General features: G+C 49.3%; 18 protein-coding genes. 15 read left to right on the forward strand and 3 right to left on the reverse strand.

Translation table 11 applies throughout. The features are described from left to right. Positions 1–55: 55 nt before the first annotated feature. Both rnjA and JUF13_RS00630 read right to left on the reverse strand, forming a co-directional pair. Positions 56–1,735 (reverse strand): ribonuclease J1, encoded by a 1,680-nt coding sequence (gene rnjA / locus JUF13_RS00625; protein ID WP_125763004.1) that lies wholly within the window; start codon positions 1,733–1,735, stop codon positions 56–58. Then, complete coding sequence (locus JUF13_RS00630; RefSeq protein ID WP_125763002.1) at positions 1,732–1,950, reverse strand: DNA-directed RNA polymerase subunit epsilon; 219 nt, start codon at positions 1,948–1,950, stop codon at positions 1,732–1,734. Before JUF13_RS00630 ends, rnjA begins: the two co-directional genes overlap by 4 nt. Before the next feature lie 201 nt (positions 1,951–2,151). On the opposite strand from JUF13_RS00630, the gene JUF13_RS00635 reads away from it, so the two are divergent. After that, on the forward strand, positions 2,152–2,655 hold the full coding sequence (locus JUF13_RS00635; RefSeq protein WP_203637290.1) for a hypothetical protein: 504 nt from the start codon (positions 2,152–2,154) through the stop codon (positions 2,653–2,655). Positions 2,656–3,157: 502 nt separating this feature from the next. Here JUF13_RS00635 and def read toward each other — a convergent pair. Further along, entirely contained in the window at positions 3,158–3,718 is a 561-nt protein-coding gene (gene def / locus JUF13_RS00640) for a peptide deformylase (protein ID WP_203637291.1), read from the reverse strand. A 280-nt stretch (positions 3,719–3,998) separates the two neighbouring features. Between def and pdhA the strand changes: the two genes are divergently transcribed. From pdhA to JUF13_RS00710, 14 genes are all read left to right on the forward strand, one after another. Beyond that, entirely contained in the window at positions 3,999–5,114 is a 1,116-nt protein-coding gene (pdhA, locus tag JUF13_RS00645; RefSeq protein ID WP_203637292.1) for a pyruvate dehydrogenase (acetyl-transferring) E1 component subunit alpha, read from the forward strand. Positions 5,115–5,116: 2 nt separating this feature from the next. Next, positions 5,117–6,094, forward strand: a complete 978-nt coding sequence (locus JUF13_RS00650) for an alpha-ketoacid dehydrogenase subunit beta (RefSeq protein ID WP_125762994.1) — start codon at positions 5,117–5,119, stop codon at positions 6,092–6,094. A gap of 80 nt (positions 6,095–6,174) precedes the next feature. Beyond that, positions 6,175–7,491 (forward strand): 2-oxo acid dehydrogenase subunit E2, encoded by a 1,317-nt coding sequence (locus JUF13_RS00655; RefSeq protein WP_203637293.1) that lies wholly within the window; start codon positions 6,175–6,177, stop codon positions 7,489–7,491. Positions 7,492–7,498: 7 nt separating this feature from the next. After that, positions 7,499–8,926 (forward strand): dihydrolipoyl dehydrogenase, encoded by a 1,428-nt coding sequence (gene lpdA / locus JUF13_RS00660; protein WP_203637294.1) that lies wholly within the window; start codon positions 7,499–7,501, stop codon positions 8,924–8,926. 943 nt (positions 8,927–9,869) lie between these two features. Then, positions 9,870–10,778 (forward strand): lactate dehydrogenase, encoded by a 909-nt coding sequence (locus JUF13_RS00665; protein ID WP_203637295.1) that lies wholly within the window; start codon positions 9,870–9,872, stop codon positions 10,776–10,778. Further along, positions 10,779–11,069, forward strand: a complete 291-nt coding sequence (locus JUF13_RS00670) for a UPF0223 family protein (protein ID WP_203637296.1) — start codon at positions 10,779–10,781, stop codon at positions 11,067–11,069. A 1-nt stretch (position 11,070) separates the two neighbouring features. After that, positions 11,071–11,862 carry an inositol monophosphatase family protein gene (locus tag JUF13_RS00675; protein ID WP_203637297.1) on the forward strand — a complete coding sequence of 264 codons (792 nt, stop codon included), beginning with the start codon at positions 11,071–11,073 and terminating at the stop codon, positions 11,860–11,862. Between the two features lie 136 nt (positions 11,863–11,998). Continuing rightward, positions 11,999–13,843: a translational GTPase TypA gene (gene typA / locus JUF13_RS00680; RefSeq protein ID WP_203637298.1), complete on the forward strand. Its 1,845-nt coding sequence runs from the start codon at positions 11,999–12,001 to the stop codon at positions 13,841–13,843. A 152-nt stretch (positions 13,844–13,995) separates the two neighbouring features. Beyond that, a complete protein-coding gene (locus tag JUF13_RS00685) occupies positions 13,996–15,150 on the forward strand; it encodes an FtsW/RodA/SpoVE family cell cycle protein (RefSeq protein ID WP_203637299.1) in 1,155 nt (384 codons plus the stop codon). A gap of 335 nt (positions 15,151–15,485) precedes the next feature. Continuing rightward, complete coding sequence (locus tag JUF13_RS00690) at positions 15,486–15,779, forward strand: YlbG family protein (RefSeq protein WP_203637300.1); 294 nt, start codon at positions 15,486–15,488, stop codon at positions 15,777–15,779. After that, on the forward strand, positions 15,776–16,339 hold the full coding sequence (gene rsmD, locus JUF13_RS00695; protein ID WP_203637301.1) for a 16S rRNA (guanine(966)-N(2))-methyltransferase RsmD: 564 nt from the start codon (positions 15,776–15,778) through the stop codon (positions 16,337–16,339). Before JUF13_RS00690 ends, rsmD begins: the two co-directional genes overlap by 4 nt. Next, complete coding sequence (gene coaD, locus JUF13_RS00700; RefSeq protein ID WP_203637302.1) at positions 16,336–16,821, forward strand: pantetheine-phosphate adenylyltransferase; 486 nt, start codon at positions 16,336–16,338, stop codon at positions 16,819–16,821. Before rsmD ends, coaD begins: the two co-directional genes overlap by 4 nt. Beyond that, entirely contained in the window at positions 16,822–17,871 is a 1,050-nt protein-coding gene (locus JUF13_RS00705; RefSeq protein ID WP_203637303.1) for a SepM family pheromone-processing serine protease, read from the forward strand. It begins immediately after the preceding gene. A gap of 113 nt (positions 17,872–17,984) precedes the next feature. Further along, entirely contained in the window at positions 17,985–18,722 is a 738-nt protein-coding gene (locus JUF13_RS00710) for a ComEA family DNA-binding protein (protein WP_203637304.1), read from the forward strand. The last annotated feature ends 42 nt before the right edge of the window (positions 18,723–18,764 follow it).

The raw sequence follows: 18,764 nt of genomic DNA on the forward strand, positions 1-18,764 counted from the left end.
TTTTGCACAACTAAAAAAGGACCCGAGACGATTGGCCTCGAATCCTTCAGGTAAATTACTTAGTCATGATGAACATTGGGAGAATCATTGGGTGCCGCTCGGTCTTCTCAAACAAGAAGTTTTGCAGGTCATCAATGACCGCGTTGCGAATGGAGGCTTCAGTGGCCTTCGGATTACGCATCGCCCGACGGATTGTCTGGAAGACGCGCCGCCGACCCTCGTTCAACAACTCACCGGATTCTCGCATGTAAACGAACCCACGAGAAAGCAGGTCAGGACCGGCTTTGATCTCTTGGTTCTTGAGATCGATCGTGGCAACCACGACCACCAGGCCTTCTTCGGAGAGTAATTGACGGTCGCGTAACACGACGTTGCCAATGTCACCGATGCCAGAGCCGTCAATGTAGACGTCACCAGCAGTGAAGTGGCCAGCGACCCGAGCCGAATCCTGGGTGAGGGCGAGAACGTCCCCATTTTGCAGGATAAAGCTGTGGTCGAGGGGAACCCCACATTGTTCAGCCAGTTCGGTATGGATTTTCAACATCCGGTATTCCCCGTGAATTGGCATGAAGAATTTCGGTTGCATCAGCCGGAGCATCAGCTTCTGTTCTTCTTGACCACCGTGACCGGAAGTATGAATGTTGTTGACCTTACCATGAATGACGTTGGCGCCGGCTTCTTCTAGCTCGTTAATGACCCGGTTGACCGAAATGGTGTTCCCAGGGATTGGGTTACTAGAGAAGACGACGGTGTCACCCGGTTGGATGGCGATTTGCCGGTGGGTCCCGTTGGCGATCCGTGAAAGGGCCGCCATGGGTTCACCTTGCGAACCGGTACAGAGAATCATGACCTTGTTCGCCGGCATGGAGCGAATGGTATTGGCGTCAACTAACGCTTCGTCGGGGATGTTTAAGTACCCGAGTTCTCGACCATTAACAATGGCTGCTTCCATGGAACGGCCAAAGACCGCAATCTTACGACCGTGGGCCAGTGCTGTTTCACAGGCAGTTTCAATCCGAGAAATGTTCGAAGCGAAGGTGGCAAAGATGACCCGGCCCTCGACTTGGTCAAAAATCTTACGGATGGACTTACCCACCCATTTTTCTGACTTCGTCCAGATAGGGCGTTCAGCGTTCGTGCTATCAGACATCAAGCACAAAACGCCTTCTTCACCCAGCTTGGCCATCTTTTGTAGATCAGGCGGCTGGTTGGTAACGGGTGTTAAGTCGAACTTATAGTCACCCGTTTCCACAATCGTGCCGACTGGTGTATGGACAGCAACCCCCAGGGTATCAGGGATTGAGTGGGTCGTCCGGAAGAAGGTGACACTCATCTTCCGAAATTTAAGCACAGTATCATCATCAATTGTGTGTAGTTCAGTCGATTTAAGTAATCCGTGTTCTTCAAGCTTGTTCTTGATTAAAGCTAAGGCTAACGGACCCGCGTATACGGGAACGTTGAGTGCCTTTAATAAATAAGGAATACCGCCAATATGATCTTCATGGCCGTGGGTAATCACTAGCGCCTTGATTTTGGCTTGGTTTTCAACGAGGTACTGGTAATCAGGAATCACATAATCGATTCCTAATAATTCGTCCTCTGGAAATTTAATCCCGGCATCAATTAGGATGATTTCATCCTGAAATTGAATTCCGTAAGTGTTTTTCCCAATTTCGCCAAGTCCACCCACGCCAAAGATAGCGGTCTCGTTATTTTTGACGTTTAACTTGTTCATTCAGTGAACTCCGTTAATTTGTAATTCGGATTCTGTTGCTCGTAAGCTAAGTCGTTGCCTTCGATAGCTTCGATGAATTCGATATTGTGGTCCGTGTGTGCTTCCACTTGTGCCCGGGCTTCAACCTCGGTTGGGGCCTCCAGGTAAAGGGAATGCGTATCCTCGCGCTTAGGATTCCGCTTGTTATCTTCTTGGTAATATACTTTATAAATCACAGACAAAACTCCTTCAATTTAAACGATTTAATTCGTCAATTCGTGAGCGAACGATGAATTATTTATGTCCTGCCGAACTGCGGGTTGCTTACACAACAATTAGCACAATTTTAGCATAGTTTCAGCTGATTGTATAGAATTACCCCTAGACGGTAAAACATGCTATGATGAAACTAGTGTAAAGTGAACGGAGGAGTCGCCATGGCACTAATAGTGGAAATAATTATTGGCATCATTATTGCGTTGGTTATTTACGTTGTGATTCACCGAATGATTGTACAACGGGCCACCAGAATGGTGCGGCGAAACGCCCAGGATGAAACGGATGTGGCGGTCAAGGCCGCGCTACAGCGGTTGGTGAATGACGATGTGCTGACCGAAGAAGAGTGTCAAATTAGTTCGGCGGTGACCGTGGCCGATGTCTGGGGTCGGGGCGTGATGGCCTTTGAATACGCCATGCCAACCGGAATGGATACGGATCGCCGGTTACCGCACTTAGAAACAGCCTTCAATGACGCGTTGGCCAGTTTTAGTGCGGATCATCAAGTCAAGGCAGTCGTGGCCGGGCCGGCGTTTGTGGTCAGTGACATCTGGCTGTACGAGGGGCAACTTCACGTGGATGTGGCCTACCTCATGAACGAATCCACGGTGGAATACTTGAAAGATTTAAAAAAGCTTAATGATCCGGCGATGAAGGACCTCTAGCCCTTGTTAGAGGGAACTCGGAATGACGTGTTCTTCCATTAGAAGTGCTTGGAGATATGTGAGTCCACGTAAGCGACACGTCGGTCCAGTTAATGGTTCACTCCCACTAGTCGCTTTCACGAGGGACGAATCGGGGTCGCACCTAGGTCATTGAAACACTCCGGATAAGATGTGTAAGAATAGATTGTTAAAACAATCACAATATAATGGAAGAAACACGTTTGATTTTGATAGAAATCGGCAAATAATTGTTGTCAGATGGGGCTGTGGCCCACGTTTAAAAGGGAAAAGGTTCCCCAAAGATTTTACGGTTTCTACTATAGAGAGATTCAGTCGAAAAGGATTCAAGTCCAGATGCCTGGTTGGCGCCGCAGGACTTGAATCCTTTTTGCTTGGTGCTGGCCGATTCTTATACTGAGAACGGAAACCCACACTAGATTCGTTTAGCCACCTAAAAAACGCCGTCACCCAATTTTCAGGGCGACGGCGACATTTTAGTTAATTACTCAATCATGATCATGTCATCGTTACGGGCGAACGGCTCGTCCTTGTTGATGTGATCGTAGAAGAGGGTGCCATGTAAGTGGTCGATTTCGTGTTGGCAAACGATTGCCGGGTAGTTCTTCAGGCGAATCTGGTGCTTCTCACCGGTCACGTCGTAGTAACGTAAGGTGATGCGGTCGTGACGGGGTACGAAGCCGGGCACGTCTTTATCAACGGAGAGGCAGCCTTCACCCTCAGTCAGGGCACCGGGTTGAACGGATTCAGACACGATGACCGGATTGATGATGACATCGGTGAACGGTGACTTGCCGCCGTCTTCTGGTGCGGGCACCAGCACGGAAGCCATCTTCTTGGAAACCCCCACTTGGGGAGCTGCCAGGCCAACGCCAGCGCGCAAACCGTATTTCTTACATTGTTCTGGGTCTTGGGAAACAACTAAGTATTCCATTAAGTCCTTAGCGAGTTGTTGGTCTTCCGCTGAGAGGGGGAACTTCACGTCCGCAGCCTCTTGACGTAGGACGGGATCGCCGTCGCGGACAATATCTTTCATGAGAAACAAGAGCAATTACCTCCGCAAAAATTAAATATAGTTACGTACTATTGTAACATACCGGTTAAAGGAAATGAAATGAAAAGAAAACGGTTTCTATTTTCAAAAAAAGTGAAAAATGTAAAACCGCAACTCGCAGTAGGAGTTTGACCGAATCCCTTTATTTGTCACAATGAAAGGGCTTGCAAGAGCTGTGAAAAAATGGTACATTTTAAACGTAGTCAGGAAACGCAACGTTAACTCACTTTTAGTTAACAATTTCATATCAAGTGAAAGGAAAGTGTTACTTATGGCTAATGGAAGCAAACAGATTGTAGACTTTGCCAAAATCAAAGCTACGATGGCCGATCCGTATAAGCACCCGGTTCAAGTCATCAATGGAGATGGCAAGGTTGTTGATCCAGACACGTTGGCAAAATATTCAGATGACCAACTTGTTGACTTCATGAAGAAAATGGTTTGGGAGCGTACGTTACACGAACAAACAATGAACTTCTCCCGTCAGGGTCGTCTCGGTTTCTATGCTCCAACTGCCGGTGAGGAAGCCAGTGAAATGGGAAGTGTTACCGCATTTAAGGAACAAGACTTCCTGTTACCTGCATACCGTGATTTACCACAAATGATTCAACACGGTACTACCGTTGCAAAAGGTTTCTTATGGTCAAAGGGTCATGTTGAAGGTAATCAACACGAAAATCCTAACATGATGTTCCCACAAATTATCATTGGTGCCCAATACGTTGAAACTGCCGGCGTTGCTCTGGGTATCCAAAAGAACAAAGACGAAGACCGTGTAGCGTTTGTCTACACCGGTGATGGTGGTACTTCACAAGGGGACTGGTACGAAGGAGTTAACTTCACCAGTGCTTACCAAGCACCTGCCGTATTCTTCGTTCAAAACAACGGTTGGGCTATTTCCGTTCCACGGAAGAAGCAAACTGCTGCTGAAACCTTAGCACAAAAGGCCGTTGCCATGGGTGTTCCTTCCGTCCAAGTTGATGGGATGGATATCGTGGCCGTCCACGAAGTTTCAAAGGCTGCTCGTGACTATGCCGCTGCTGGTAATGGTCCAGTTGTTATTGAAACCTTAACTTACCGTTATGGTGCTCACTCCTCTGCTGGTGATGATCCTTCTCGTTACCGGACCGATGAAGAAACTAAGCCTTGGTTCGATGCCGATCCATTAATTCGTATGCGGAAGGTCTTAACTGACAAGGGCGTTTGGTCACAAGATCAAGAAGACAAGTTAGTTGAACAATACAAAGACGAATTTAAAGACGCAATGAAGGAAGCTGAAGCAGCACCTGCACAAAAGGTTTCTGACTTCTTGAAGTGGACTTACAATGTTCCTACTCCAGCTGTTAAGAAGCAAATTGCAGAATTCGAAGCAAAGGAGTCGAAGTAATCATGGCTAAAATGACGTATATCAAAGCGATCACTTCTGGTCTGGACCAAGTCTTAAGCGATGACCCTAAGACGTTGATCTTCGGTGAAGATGTTGGTAAAAACGGTGGTGTGTTCCGGACGACCGTTGACTTACAAGACAAGTATGGCGAAGACCGTGTCTTCGATACTCCACTTGCTGAATCCGGTATTCTTGGATTAGCTATTGGTTTATCATTGACTGGCTGGCGTCCAATTCCTGAAATCCAATTCATGGGCTTCACGTTCGAAGCGATGGATGGGATTGTTGGACAATTAGCTCGTGACCACTACCGTTTCGGTGGCCAAAAGAACTTCCCTGTTACCATCCGTACGCCATTTGGTGGTGGGACTCATACCGCCGAAATGCATGCTGATAACTTGGAAAACTACTTCGTAAGTACTCCAGGTCTGCGGGTAGTTACCCCTTCAAATCCATATGATGCAAAGGGCTTGGTTATTTCCGCTATCGAAAGCGACGATCCAGTTCTGTTCATGGAAAACTTGAAACTTTACCGTTCAATGAAGGATGAAGTTCCAGATGACAAGTACACTGTTCCGTTGGACTCCGCTAAGGTTGTTCGCGAAGGTACTGATATTACCCTCGTTGCCTACAGTGCTGAAGTCAACGAAGCCTTGACCGCTGCCGATGCTTTAGCTAAGGACAACATCTCTGCTGAAGTTATTGACCTGCGTTCCTTGTCACCAATTGACACTGATACGATCTATGCTTCCATTGACAAGACCCACAAGGTTGTTGTCATTCAAGAAGCACAACGGATGGCCGGTGTCGGCGCCGTTGTCGCATCAGACATTGCTGAAGACAAGATCATGTCATTGGATGCCCCAATCGGCCGGGTAGCTGCACCAGATAGCGTTTACCCATTTGCCCAAGCTGAAAATGACTGGATCCCTAACTCCGATGATATCGAAGCTAAGGCTCGCGAAATCTTCAACTACTAAAAATAACATCTAAACATTAAACGATAAAATTAACGATGTGGGAGACATCCTGCATTAGATGAAAGAAAGGAAGTTTTCCCATGGCTTATACGTTCAAACTCCCAGAGCTTGGTGAAGGAATGGCCGAAGGCGAAATTTCTTCATGGCTTGTTAAAGAAGGAGACGCAGTTAAGGAAGACGACACATTAGTCGAAATCCAAAACGATAAGTCTGTTTCGGAATTACCATCACCCGTTGCTGGTACTATTTCACAAATTGTTGCACAAGAAGGGGACACTGTTGAAATTGGCGATCCACTGATCGTCATTGACGATGGTTCAGATACCCCTGCTGACTTGACGAAAGCTAGCGACTCTGCAGACGACGCTCCAGCTGAAGAAGCTGCCCCAGCACCTGCTCCAGAACCAGCCGCAGCACCTGCTGCTCCAGCCGCTGCACCTACTGGTGTTCCAGCCGCTTCAGATCCTAACAAGTTAGTTATGGCAATGCCATCTGTCCGTCAATACGCACGTGACAAGGGTGTTGACATTACCCTGGTTACCCCAACCGGTAATCATGGTCAAGTTCTCAAGGCTGACATCGACAACTTCAATGGCGCCGCTGCACCTGCAGCCGCTGCTGCTCCAGCTGCCGAAGCCGGTGGCAAGGCCGTTGCTGGTCAAGCTATCAAGCCTTGGAACGCTGACAACCCAGATCTGGAAACTCGTGAACCAATGTCACCAATGCGGAAGATCATTGCTAAGAGCATGCGTACTTCCAAGGACATTGCACCTCACGTAACTTCATTTGATGAAGTTGAAGTTTCTGACTTAATGGCTAACCGTAAGAAGTACAAGCAAGCTGCTGCCGACAAGGACATCCACTTGACCTTCTTACCTTACATTGTTAAGGCTTTGGTTGCCGTTATGAAGAAGTACCCTGAATTGAACGCATCTATTGATGACACGACTCAGGAAATTGTTTACAAGCACTACTACAATATTGGTATCGCTACCAACACTGATGATGGTCTTTACGTACCAAACATCAAGGCTGCTGATTCCAAGGGTATGTTTGAAATTGCTAAGGAAATCACTGAAAACACCCAAGCTGCTTACGACAACAAGTTAAGCCCAGCTTCTATGGCCGGTGGTTCCATCACGATTTCTAACGTCGGCTCAATCGGTGGTGGCTGGTTTACCCCAGTTATCAACCAACCTGAAGTTGCTATTTTAGGTGTTGGCCGGATTGAAAAGGCTCCTATCGTCAACGAAGATGGCGACATCGTTGTTGGTCGTATGTTGAAGCTTTCTCTGAGTTACGATCACCGTCTGATTGATGGTGCCTTAGCTCAAAATATTTTGAACGACATGAAGGCATTGTTACACGATCCTGCAATGTTGTTAATGGAAGGGTAGGAATAATATGGCAGATGTTGAAAAAAAGGACACCGTCATCATTGGTGCCGGACCCGGCGGTTACGTTGCCGCCATTCGGGCTTCTGAATTAGGCCAAAAGGTCACTTTAGTTGAAAAGTCCGATACCCTTGGTGGTGTCTGCTTAAACGTTGGTTGTGTACCTTCTAAGGCCTTGATTCAAGCGGGTCACCGTTTGGAACAAGCTAAAGATGGTTCCACCTACGGGATTTCAACGAAGTCAGCTGAAATCGACTTCGCCAAGACTCAGGAATGGAAGCAAAAGAAGGTCGTTGATCGGATGACCAGCGGTGTTAAGATGCTGATGAAGAAGCACCACGTTGACGTTGTTAACGGGGAAGCCGTCTTCCTGAGTGATACCCAACTACGGGTTATGCCTACGGGTGAAAAGCAGTTCATGTCTACTGATACGGGCCAGACTTTCGAATTCAATAACATTATTATTGCATCCGGGTCTCACCCAATCGAAATCCCTGGCTTCAAGTTTGAAGGTCGGGTTGTCGATTCTACCGGTGGTCTGGCCTTGCCAGAAATCCCTAAGGAATTCGTTGTTATCGGTGGTGGTTACGTTGGGACTGAATTAGCTGGTGCATACGCTAGCTTAGGTGCTCACGTAACGATCCTCGAAGGAACGAAGTCAATTCTGCCTAACTTTACTAAGGACATGGTTTCCGTTGTCCTTAAGAAGTTGAAGAAGAAGGGCGTTGATGTTATCACCAACGCTATGGCTAAGAGTTCCAAGCAAGACGACAACAGTGTCAGTGTGACCTACGCTGTCGACGGCAAGGAATCTACGATTAAGGCTGACTACTGCATGGTCACCGTTGGTCGTAAGCCAAACACTGACGACTTAGGCTTGGAATACACCAAGGTTAAGTTGAACGACCATGGTCAAATCGAAGTCGATAACCAAGGCCGGACTGCTTCAGAACACATCTGGGCTGTCGGTGACGCTGTTCCTGGTGCTGCATTGGCTCACAAGGCCTTTGCTGAAGCCAAGACTGCGGCTGGTGCCATCTCCGGTAAGAAGACGGCTAACGACTGGCTGAGTGTTCCAGCTGTCTGCTTCTCTGATCCTGAAATTGCGACCGTTGGTTACAGCGCCGACGCAGCTAAGGACAAGGGAATCAAGGTCAAGACTGCGCAATTCCCATTCGCTGGGAACGCACGTGCCGTTTCATTGGACGCCGCTGATGGGTTTGTTCGGTTCATCTACACGGATGACGACAACAAGAACATCGTGGGTGCCGAAGCGGTTGGCCCTGAAGCCAGCACCATGGCTGGTGAATTATCAATCATCGTTAACGACGGCTTGAACGTTGAAGACGTTTCCTTGACTATTCACCCACACCCAACGTTAAACGAACCAATCCAAGAAACTGCCGATATCGCAATGGGCTTCCCAACACATATCTAAAGTCTCTCGTGATTGTTAAAAGCGTTACAGAAAAGGCTGCCAGCAATGGCAGCCTTTTTTGCTGTCCTTGGGTTTGGGACCTTGGGGTTAGAGGCTTTGGAATCAGGGGCTTAGGGTCAGAGACTTAGGGTCAAAACCAGGGTCAAGGGCACGCGGCATTGGCCACCTACGGCTTCCAGGTGTTCCGCCTGCTGTGGGGAACGGTGCCGGCCTGAGAAGCGGTCCGGCGCCTCGCTTTGAAACCTCGCTGAGGCACGCGAGTTTCCAAAGTCGTCCCGTGATGTAAGACCGGGGAGAGCACCCGGTCAACATCACCGACACAGCCGTCTCCACACCTGGCTTCCTCCGGCTCTTGATGGTGAGTGATTCCTGAAAAGGGTTTAACCCAAACCCAAAATGCGCTACAACGGGTGTGAGTGGTGATAACAAGGTTACAGCTCTTACACCCGTTGTAGCGGTCAAAGCATTGACTCATGATGTTTTCGTAAAGTTACGGGGATGAGTCACTATGATTGGGAAGGGCGAGTGCAGCACTGATGGGGACGACAGCAGGCAGTGACAATCAACCTTTGCATGAGTTGTTGAATAAGCAGCAATGTGAGCCGTGAGGGCGGGCAAAATGGGTTCAGCCGTGGGATTCACTCATCAGGCCCTGATGAGTGAATGGCGACTTTGAAACTCGGTTCTCAGAGGTTCAAAGCGAGTCTGAAGACCGTTCTTTGGCTTCAGACGTCCTGCCCACCGCGTTCCGACCCATTTTGCCCGCCCGGTAGGCGCTGACGAGGACAATTTAATCTACAAAACGCCTAGAAAAAGTTGATTGTTACAGCTTGCTATCCCCGGGCGTTCACTTATAATGGAGCTATGACTTGCGTTTTGTCCGGACCACACCGTGTGTGCCTGGGCAGGAGAGAACGTGAATTGGGCAAAAAGGAGGGTCACCATGAAACCAACGTTGATTATTCAAGGAAACTTTGATCAGGCAAGTCGGTTTATCCGGCAATTACTGGTGGCGGATCTGCCGCTGGAATGTGTTGTGATCCCGAATGTAACTGACGACGCCCCGCGGTATCAAGCGTTGGTGGTGGCCAGTGCCCTGTGTCCCCAGATGACGTTACGGGTGGGGACGGCCGTGGACTACGGTAAAGCTACCTGGCTGGTCTTGCTTGACCGGGCCGAGGCTGAAACCGTTCCGGCGGCCGAGGTTGCTGAATTGCGACTGTTCATGAACCGAATCGTGGAGAATGGGTTTAAGGGCCAATTGGTTTTCTGTGGTGAGCACGATGAATTGTTGACCTACTTTGCCTGGAAATTCTCCGGGTTGAACCAGAGCCAAATCTGGGGCCTGGGAACCTTTCCATTGGCGCGCCTCCTCACGTACCGCTTAGCTGAACGACTTGGAGTCGGCGTGGCGGCGATTCAGGCGGCCGTCGTTGGGACGGCGGATAAGCCCATCGTGGCGTGGAGTCGGACCTACGTGGGGCCTGCCCCCATTTTGATGTATCTGGCTAACGAGGATGCCAAATTTAACGCGGATGATTTAGGTAAAATGGGTCATTGGCTCCAACGAGAGGCCGGGGCGGACCAACGGATGTTGCGTTCTATGGCGCTTATTCGCCTGTTAGAGGCCGATTTGACGAATCAACCCCTGATTGCCTCGGTCACGAATATTCACGATGAGACGCCTGTCTACGCCGCAGCGACCCCCGTGCTGGTGAATGGCAGTGGGGTCAAGCATCTGACCAACTTAGTCTTATCTGAAGATGAGCAACACGAATTTGCCGAGCAGATTGCGACGCTACGAGAAAATATTGCGACCATTGCCGGTCAGCAAACGGAAGGACGCGCTTAAATGGAACCAAATAATTATGCCTACCCCTTAGAACCAGACTGGTCGACTGAGGATATCGTTGCAGTGACCAAACTCTACCAGCGAGTGGAAGACGCGTATGAATTACCACGCGGCGTGGCTAGTAGCGACTTACTGGATGCCTACCGGGCATTTCAGAAGGTCGTTCCACAGAAATTTATGGAAAAACAGCTCGACAAGTCTTTTGAAGAAGCGGCCGGGTATAGCATTTACCGGACGATGAAACGGGCCCGGCAGGAAGATGGTCAGATTAAGATGAAAGGACAGGGGTAGCATGAGCCAAGATTGGCAGCAACTCAACACCGCAATTATTAAGTTATTGAAAGAGGCCCGACAACGGGTTTTAACCAAGATGCAGGATCCATTGACCGTGGCTGAAAAAAGTAATCGCAAAGACTTAGTCACCAACGTGGACCGCGCCAATGAAAAATTTTTGATTGCCGGTATTCGTGAAATTGATCCCACGGCTAAGGTTTTGGGCGAAGAGGGCTTTGGTGATGAACTCGCGAGTCTGGATGGTCGGGTCTGGATTGTGGACCCCATTGATGGCACGATGAACTTTGTGAAACAGCAAGATAACTTTGCCATCATGATTGGGATTTACCAGGACGGCGTTGGCCAATTGGGCTACATCTATGATGTGATGAATGATGTGCTGTACCACGGTGGACCGCAACTGGGCGGCGTTTGGGCCGATGATCGGCAACTCGTAGCGCCGGCTGATATTGCGTTGGCCGATGGGCTGATTGGTGCCAGTGGTCCCTTAGTGATTCATGATGTGGCGCACATGCAAGAAATTATTCACGTCAGTTCGGGGATGCGCGTCCTGGGAAGTGCCGGAATCGAAATGATTAATATCATGAATGGCAAGACGTTAGGGTACATTTCGCACCTGAAGCCTTGGGACATCGCGGCAGGTCAAGTCCTGCTAAATGAGTTGGGGGTTCAAGTGTCGACTATTGACGGAAAACCACTCGATATGTTATCATCTAATCTTGTACTAGTAGCGACGAAAAAAGCGCAACGTGATATTCTCCGAATCGAAGAAGATGACGTCTCACTGTGACCCTGTCACAGTTTTTTTATGCGGCTGGCCGATACGGATGGACTTTACCAGCTATTGACGCTACAATAAGCGTACTTACAGACGTAAGCATGCCGTGATCCATCTAATTCACCAAGCACGAAAGGAAGAAATACACTTGAAAATCAGAGATGATATCCGTAACATTGCCATCATTGCCCACGTTGACCACGGGAAGACGACCCTGGTTAACGAAATGCTGAAACAATCCGATACGTTAGACGAACACACGGCCATTGACGACCGTGCCATGGATACTAACGCAATCGAAAAGGAACGGGGCATTACGATCCTGTCCAAGAACACTGCCGTTCGTTACGGCGACAAGCAAATCAACATCTTGGATACCCCAGGACACGCCGACTTTGGTGGTGAAGTGGAACGGATCATGCGCATGGTTGACGGCGTTCTGTTGGTTGTCGATGCCTACGAAGGTACGATGCCACAAACCCGTTTCGTTTTGAAGAAGGCCCTCGATCAACACTTAACCCCAATCGTGGTTATCAACAAGGTTGACCGTGAAGGCGCCCGTCCTTCCGAAGTCGTTGACGAAGTCTTAGACCTCTTCATCGAATTAGGTGCGGACGAAGACCAATTGGACTTCCCAGTGGTTTACGCCTCAGCTATGAACGGGACTTCTAGCTACGAGCCAGAAATCTCCTCACAAGAACACACGATGAAGCCTGTCTTTGACACGATCATCAAGCACATCCCAGCCCCAATTGACAACACTGACGAACCTTTACAGTTCCAAGTTGCCATGCTCGATTACAACGATTTCGTTGGTCGGATTGGGATTGGCCGGATCTTCCGTGGGAAGGTTAAGGTTGGTGACAGTGTTACTGTTATGAAGCTTGACGGTTCTAAGCAAAACTTCCGGGTTACCAAGTTATTTGGTTTCTTCGGTTTGAAGCGTTTGGAAATCAACGAAGCCCAAGCTGGTGACTTGATTGCCGTATCTGGGATGGATGAAATCAACGTTGGGGAAACCGTTGTGGCTCCTGACACGTTGGAACCACTTCCAATCTTACGGATTGACGAACCAACGTTGCAAATGACTTTCCGGACCAACGACTCACCATTTGCTGGTCGCGAAGGTAAGTTTGTTACGTCTCGTCAAATCGAAGAACGTTTGAAGCGTGAATTGCATACCGACGTTTCCTTACGTGTTGATGACACCGACAATCCTGGTGCCTGGGTCGTTTCTGGTCGTGGTGAACTTCACCTGTCCATCTTGATCGAAACGATGCGTCGCGAAGGTTACGAATTGCAAGCTTCTCGTCCAGAAGTTATCTACAGAACAATCGATAACGTTCGTTGCGAACCATTCGAATCAGTTCAAATCGATACCCCTGACGAATACACCGGTTCAATCATCGATACCTTATCTAAGCGTAAGGGTGAAATGAAGAACATGGAAGCCGTTGGGAACGGTCAAACGCGTTTGACCTTCATTGCCCCATCACGTGGGTTAATCGGTTACTCAACTGAATTCTTATCCTTAACTCGTGGATACGGGATCATGAACCACACGTTCTCCAAGTACATGCCAGTTATCAAGAACTGGAACCCTGGTCGTCATAACGGGACTTTGGTTTCCATCAACTCTGGTAAGGTAACGACTTACGCTATCATGGCTGTGCAAGACCGTGGGATCATCTTTACGGATGCCGGGACTGAAGTTTACGAAGGCATGATTATTGGCCAAAACAGCCGTGACAACGACATTTCTGTCAACATCACGCGTGGTCGTAACCAAACCAACGTCCGTGCCGCTGGTTCCGAAGATATCGCTAAGGTTAAATCACCTTTGAAGATGTCCTTGGAAGAATCACTGGAATTCATCAACGAAGATGAATACTGTGAAATCACCCCAGAACACGTCCGTCTTCGGAAGCAAATTCTGAACACCAGTGAACGGGAAAAGGCTGCCAAGAAGCGGAAGACTGCTTCACGGAAGTAATTTAAACCTTAAATAAATTTTAACGGTAAGACCCAGTGAGGGAACTCACGGGCCTTACCGTTTTTTTTGTGCCAAAATCGTGAGTGAGCTATGCTATAATAAGAGCATTCGATTACCGCTAGACGGCGGTAGACTTGGAGCGAATCAATCGTATGCGAAAGTTAAAATATTTAGATTATTGGTTACTGGTACCTTATTTGATTTTGAGTGTCTTCGGGATTGTGATGGTGTATTCCGCCAGTGCCGACATCGGCACGCAAAATGGGGGGAGTCCGGGTAGTTATTTAATTAAGCAGGCTCTGTATGTCTTCCTGGGGTTAGCTATTCTGGTGTTCATGATTATGATGAACATCAATAAGTTACGGAATAAACGACTGTTGAAGATCGCCGGGTACTTGGCCTACGGGGCGCTGTTCTTCCTGCTGGTTAGGGGCGAAACCGTCAATGGGGCCGCTGGCTGGATCAGTCTGGGACCTATCAACATTCAACCGGCCGAATTCATTAAGTTCTATATCATTATTTGGTTATCAAACGTGATAACGAACCGCCAGGATGATTTAGAGGAATACAGTTGGTGGTCGACGATGCAAAAGCCACTGTTAGTTTGCGCAATTATTTTGGCCTTGATTATGAAGCAACCCGATTTAGGTGGGGCGGCAATCAACGGGGCTATCATGTTTGTCCTGTTCTTAAGTAGCGGTTTTGCCTCACGCTTGGCTAAGGTTATTTTTACCGGGATCATTGCTTTAGGTATTTTCGTGCTTATGCCGGCGCTTTCCTGGTTAGCAACATCGTCCGCAGGAAAAGGGTCGTATCAGTTGCAACGAATCGTGGCCTTCATGAATCCCTTTGAGCATGCTCAGGGCGTGGGGCAACAGCTGGTCAATTCCTACTACGCGATTAGTAATGGCGGGATTTTTGGTGTCGGTTGGGGAAATAGTATCCAAAAGACGGGGTACCTGCCCGAACCCAACACTGACTTCATCATGGCCATCTTGACCGAAGAGTTAGGCTTGATCACGGCGCTGGCCGTTGTAACGTTACTCTTTGTGATTATCTTACGGACCGTGCTGGTTGGTGTTCGGAGCAACTCGACCTATCAGTCGTTAGTGTGTTACGGGGCGGCGACTTATTTGGCCGTGCAGACGTCCTTTAACTTGGGTGGGGTTCTAGGATTTCTTCCAATCACTGGGGTCACGTTCCCATTCATCAGTTACGGGGGGTCAAGTACCTGGACTCTGGCGCTGGTGATGGGGGTCGTCATGAACATTAGTGCCCGGCAAAAGCGTTACCGGATGACAAACTAGGTTGTGAGGTATCAGCATTGGGCAACTAATTTATTCCTGATGTCATTAGAGATAACGCAAATTTTTTCTGAGTCGTAAATGATTACTTAGAGTGATATCAAAGCTCTGTATGTGGTGAACTAGTGTTAGCCGCAGGGCTGTTGAAAATGGGCTTAGCCGTGGGAATTCCCTTAACGGTGATAGGGAATTGGTATCTTTGAAACGCGTTTTTCAGCGGTTCAAAGTAAGTCTGGAGACCGTTCTTTGGCTCCAGACGGCCGCCCACCGCGTTCCGGTCCATTTTCAACAGCCCGGAGGCGGACTGGTTTAGCCCAGAAAAGAAGGAGGACGAACGAATGGCATTTGAAATGCAAGCGCGGCAGAGTCTGATCGTCTACACCTATAGTTTAAAGCAGACGCGCCAACTAAAACGCTACGGGACCGTGATGTACGTGTCAAAGAAGATGCGTTATGTGGTCCTCTACGTCAATCAAGAGGACATCAAGAAATTAACTGACCAGTTGAGCCAATTGCGCTTTGTCAAGCGCGTGGTGGCTTCAGCACGGCCAGAAATCAGTGAAACGTTTAACGGGGTCGCCGAAGAGATGGCGGCCCACCAAGACCCTGAAGCAGAGGATGATGAAGAATGAGAATTGTAGCTGGTGATTTTGGTGGCCGGCGGTTGAAGGCCGTTCCTGGTATGGCAACACGACCAACCACGGATAAAGTTAAGGAAGCCCTGTTCAACATTATTGGGCCTTACTTTGAGGGCGGTCGGAGTCTGGACCTATTTGCCGGCTCCGGTGGCCTCAGTATTGAAGCCGTATCCCGGGGCATCGAACAGGCCGTTTTGATTGATCGTCAATACGCGGCGATTCAAACGATTAAGGACAATGTGGCGGTTACCAAGGCTGAAGACCGGTTTGAAATTTTAAAACGAGACGCGAACCGAGCCCTACAGGAATTGTCTGACCGTGGCGACCAATTCGACCTGGTCTTCTTTGATCCGCCATACGCCCAACAAAAAATTGTGCTCCAGATGGCGCGGCTACGGGAATTAAATCTGTTAACGCCAACGGCCCGTGTCGTGTGTGAAACGGACCAACAGGCTAAATTACCGGATGACGTTGACGGTTTTCACTTCATTGAACGCCGGGACTATGGGATTACCGAGTTGACCATTTATGGAATGGGAAGTGACGCCGAATGACGATTGCGGTCTTTCCAGGCAGCTTTGATCCATTGACCAATGGCCATCTGGATTTGATTACTCGCGCCAGCAAGATTTTTGATCAACTGGTCGTCGCTGTGGGACAGAATACCTCTAAGCGTGGCCTGTTCACGACGGCAGAGCGGGTGGCCTTTATTGAAGAGACCACGAAAGACTTGCCTAACGTGAGTGTGCGGGTCGAAAGTGGCCTGACGGTGAGCTTCATGCGGTCGATTCAGGCGACCGTGCTGGTCCGGGGCATTCGCAATAGCGTGGACTTTGAGTATGAACAAGGTATTGCGGGGATGAACCGAACGCTGGATCATAACGTTGATACGGTTTGCTTGATGGCGGATCCTCAGTATCAATTCGTCTCTTCGAGTTTGTTAAAGGAAGTCGCACGGTTTGGCGGGGACCTCACCAATTTGGTACCGCCCGTGGTGGCCCATGCCATGATTGCCCGCTTAGAAGGTGAACAGTAGATGTGGAAATTGACCCGCCGTGAGTGGCGGCAAATTATCGTAACGATTGGCCTCTCACTGCTGATTCTAGCGTTTTTCTTCCTGCCATTACCCAAGTATATTGAGGGACCGGGCGAGGCGGATAATTTAAAATCATTTGTGAGTATGCCAGGACATCCCGATAAGTATGGGGGCAAGTACATGATCACGTCCGTGGCCCTGTCACAGGCACGTCCGGCCACATACTTATACGCGAAGTTAAATTCTTACTACAGCATTGAAAGCGTGGACGATGTCACCGGGGGCGAAAGTAATGCCACCTATGACAAGGTTCAGGACTTTTATATGCAGAGTGCGATCAATGAATCCATTTACACGGCCTATCAGGCGGCCCATAAGCCCGTTACGCGGCGTTATCTGGGCATCTACGTGCTGAGCGTGGATGCGAAGTCACCGTTCGCTGGTAAGCTTAAGGTGGGTGACACCGTGACCAAGGTCAACGGGCGGCATTTTAACTCGATGGTTGGGTACCAACACTACATTCAGAAGCAAACCGTGGGGGAGCCGGCAACCATTACCTATAAGCACAATGGTCAAACGAAACGGGTGACCAAGAAGCTGATGCGCCTGCCAACCAAAAAGGCGGGTATCGGCATCACGCTGACGGATAACGTTAAGGTCACCGCAAAGCCCAAGGTTTCTATTGACGCGGGCCAAATCGGCGGGCCGTCCGGTGGGCTGATGTTCAGTCTGCAGGTCTACTCGCAGGTCACCGGCAAGAACTTGCGTCACGGTCGAAAGATTGCGGGGACCGGGACCGTTGATGGCAACGGTAACGTGGGCGAAATTGGCGGCATCGATAAGAAAATTATCGCCGCTAAGCGTGCCGGGGCGACGGTCTTCTTTGCGCCATACGTGAAACCGTCTAAACTCCTGCTAAAGTACGAGGAGCAGCACAAGACCAATTACCAATTGGCCAAAGCAACGGCGAAAAAGTATGCGCCAGACATGAAGGTCGTGCCGGTCAAGACGTTTAATGACGCCGTGCACTACCTGGAGACGCATAAATAAGATTTGTGATTAGGTTGGAGAATTTTTCCAGCCTTTTATTTTTGAAAATTTTTTTGCAAAATAAAAAACATTTGCGTCCCGTTTACGCAGTTAATCTGTAAAGGGGGCGCAAAATGAGTCGCATACAAGAATGGTGGTTGACATTGAGTCGCCAGCAACGGTGGTTAGGATTAACAATTGGTATTAGCGTCGTGGTACTGGGTGGCTGGTTAGCCCTACGACAGCCCGCACAGGCGGCCGAATCGACCATGATTCCGTCCGCAACCGGGAGTGGGCAAATGCAACAGTCGTCGGCTATTAGTAGTGGTCACCGGCCGGTCACACAGTCGTCGATGGGACAGTCCGGTCAGGCAAGTAGTCACGATACCCGGGTGTTTGTGGACGTTCAGGGAGCGGTCGCCCATCCGGGACTTTATCAGTTTGGCGCCGACATGCGAGTAGCCGATGCGTTGAAGGCTGCCGGTGGACTGACTAGCCGGGCGGATCGGCAACAGATCAATCTCGCCACGCGGCTGACCGACCAGCAACAGCTGTACGTTCCCATCAAGGGCGAAAAGCCACCCACTAGTAGTGCGGCGGCAACAGCGTCCGGTAGCGGCAGTCAAAAGCCGGGGAGCCAGGCGACGGCCACCAGTGGGGGAAGCGACAAGCCCACGGCCGTGGTGAATTTGAACACAGCCACGGTGGCAGACCTGCAACAGCTAACCGGTATCGGAGAGAAGAAGGCCCAAAAGATTGTCGATTACCGCGAGGCTCACGGGAGCTTTCAGACGGTGGCTGATTTGGCCCAGGTTCCTGGCTTTGGGGCGAAGACCGTGGCGAATTTACAAGATCAACTCACGACGTCTTAACTGGTGGTATACTGAAAACTAAAATTGCTAAAGGGGTAATTG

This window comes from Levilactobacillus wangkuiensis (assembly GCF_016861605.1).
Lineage (GTDB): Bacteria > Bacillota > Bacilli > Lactobacillales > Lactobacillaceae > Levilactobacillus > Levilactobacillus wangkuiensis.